The organism is Achromobacter sp. (assembly GCF_036567245.1).
Classification (GTDB): domain Bacteria; phylum Pseudomonadota; class Gammaproteobacteria; order Burkholderiales; family Burkholderiaceae_B; genus Achromobacter.
This window is the reverse complement of sequence record NZ_DATCUY010000259.1, coordinates 1-1,755: the sequence shown is the minus strand read 5'-3', so window position 1 is coordinate 1,755 and position 1,755 is coordinate 1. Positions and strand designations below refer to the sequence as shown.

The 1,755-nt window shown below is 68.1% G+C and carries 2 protein-coding genes; both read right to left on the bottom strand.

Going from position 1 to position 1,755, the window contains the following annotated elements; translation table 11 throughout:
* Positions 1 to 469: enoyl-CoA hydratase/isomerase family protein (locus VIR09_RS11480; protein ID WP_332012984.1), on the bottom strand; the 469-nt coding region annotated here is incomplete at its 3' end.
* Positions 470 to 515: 46 nt separating this feature from the next.
* The coding region (locus VIR09_RS11475; RefSeq protein ID WP_332012983.1) for a malonyl-CoA decarboxylase domain-containing protein at positions 516 to 1,755 on the bottom strand (1,240 nt) is incomplete at its 5' end.

The window sequence follows — 1,755 nt, the reverse complement described above, 5'->3', positions numbered from 1 at the left end:
GAGCCACCAGGCCGCTCATTTCGTCGGGCGCCATGGGAAAGCCCAGGCGGTTGATTGGCACGCCGAAGCGCGCCGACTCGCCGGCGATCCGCAGATCGCACTGGCTGGCGATCTCCAGGCCGCCCCCCACGCACACGCCCTCGATCTGCGCCACCACCGGATGCGGACACAGGGCGACCGCCTGCAAGGCAGGCGCCAGCACTTCGCGATGGTAGCGCTGCACGCCGGCCATATCGCCGCGCTGTACGGGGAATTCGCGGATATCGGCCCCGGCGGCGAAATTGCCGCCCTCGCCGCGCACGATCACGCAGCGCACGGCAGCATCGTCGGCAATGCGGGTGAACACGTCCCGAAGTTCATGCCACATGCCCACCGTGATCGCGTTCAGGCGCCCCGGGTGCGATAGCGTCACCCGGGCCAGATCGTCTTCGCGTTCCAGCAGCACGCGGCCGGCCACGTTGTCCGTCATGTCTCCTGCCCCTCTTTCTTATGTTGTTGCGCCGCGAGCGCGGCGCTTATGCCACGCGCCCCACGCCGCGGCTGACCTGGGGCTTGCCCTCTCCCAGCAGGGCGAGATTGTCGTCCAGTTCGTCGAGGTCGTAGAGGTAGTTCACCATCATGCCGCAGGATTGCTTGAGCCCCTTGGCCGAGGTATCCGCGGCCCAGTTGAGCCGTTCGATGCGCGCGCCGTTACCCAGGTGAAAGCGCGCCACCGCATCCACCGGCATGCCGTTCTTCATGGACTGCAGATAATTGGCCGTCAGGCGGAAACCCGCGCGCTTGACCACGTCCGCGGCCTTGCCCTGGGCCGCCTTGGACAGGCGCGCGACCCAGCGCCGCCCGTCGGGCACGCCCTCGCGCTTGCGCGCCTTGGCACGCACCTTGTCCTCGCGCACGATGGCCTCCACCGCCTCGGCGTCCAGCTTGCCCAGCCAGTCGGCGAAACCCGGAATGGGCGACAGCGTGGCGAAGGACTTCAGCTTGGGCAGTTCGTGCAGCAGTTGCTCGACCACGCGCTTGAGCAGGAAGTTGCCGAAGCTGATGCCCTTCAGGCCAGGCTGCGTGTTGGAGATGGAATAGAAGATGGCCCAGCGCGCCTTGTCCAGGTCCTGCGGCGGCAAGGTGCTGTCCAGCAGCACCTGCACGTTGTCGGCCATCTGGCTGGCGAAGGCCACTTCCACGAAGATGAGCGGCACGCCCGGCATCTGCGGATGGAAGTAGGCGTAGCAGCGGCGATCCGGCGAGACGCGGCGGCGCAGGTCGTCCCAGGATGTGATCTCGTGCACGGCTTCGTACAGGATCAGCTTTTCCAGCAGCGACGCCGGCGAATCCCAGGTCAGCGGTCGCAACTCCAGCAGGCCTACGTCGAACCACGCGGACAGCAGGCCTTCGAGATCCTTATCCAGCGTCTGGATGCCCGCCACCTGCTTGCGCCAGCGCAGCATGTCCGCGCGCAGGTCGACCAGGAAGCGCAGGCCCTGGGGCTGGGCATTGAAGCGCTTGAACAGGCGCACGCCCTCGCCGCCATCGCCCGCGTAGCTGCCGCGCGCCTGCGCCAGCGCAGTCAGCATCAGCCGGCGGTCCTTGCCGTCCGCGGCGCTGTACTGCTCGCACCAGCGGCGCGCCAGCTTGTTGGCGGCCACGTCGGTCAGGCGCGCTTCGAACAGGCGCCGGACTTCGGATTCGCTGGGCAGCCGGCCGCGTTCCCACAGCTTGCCCAGGCGCGACATCAGGCCGGCGCTTTCAGCGGCGGCC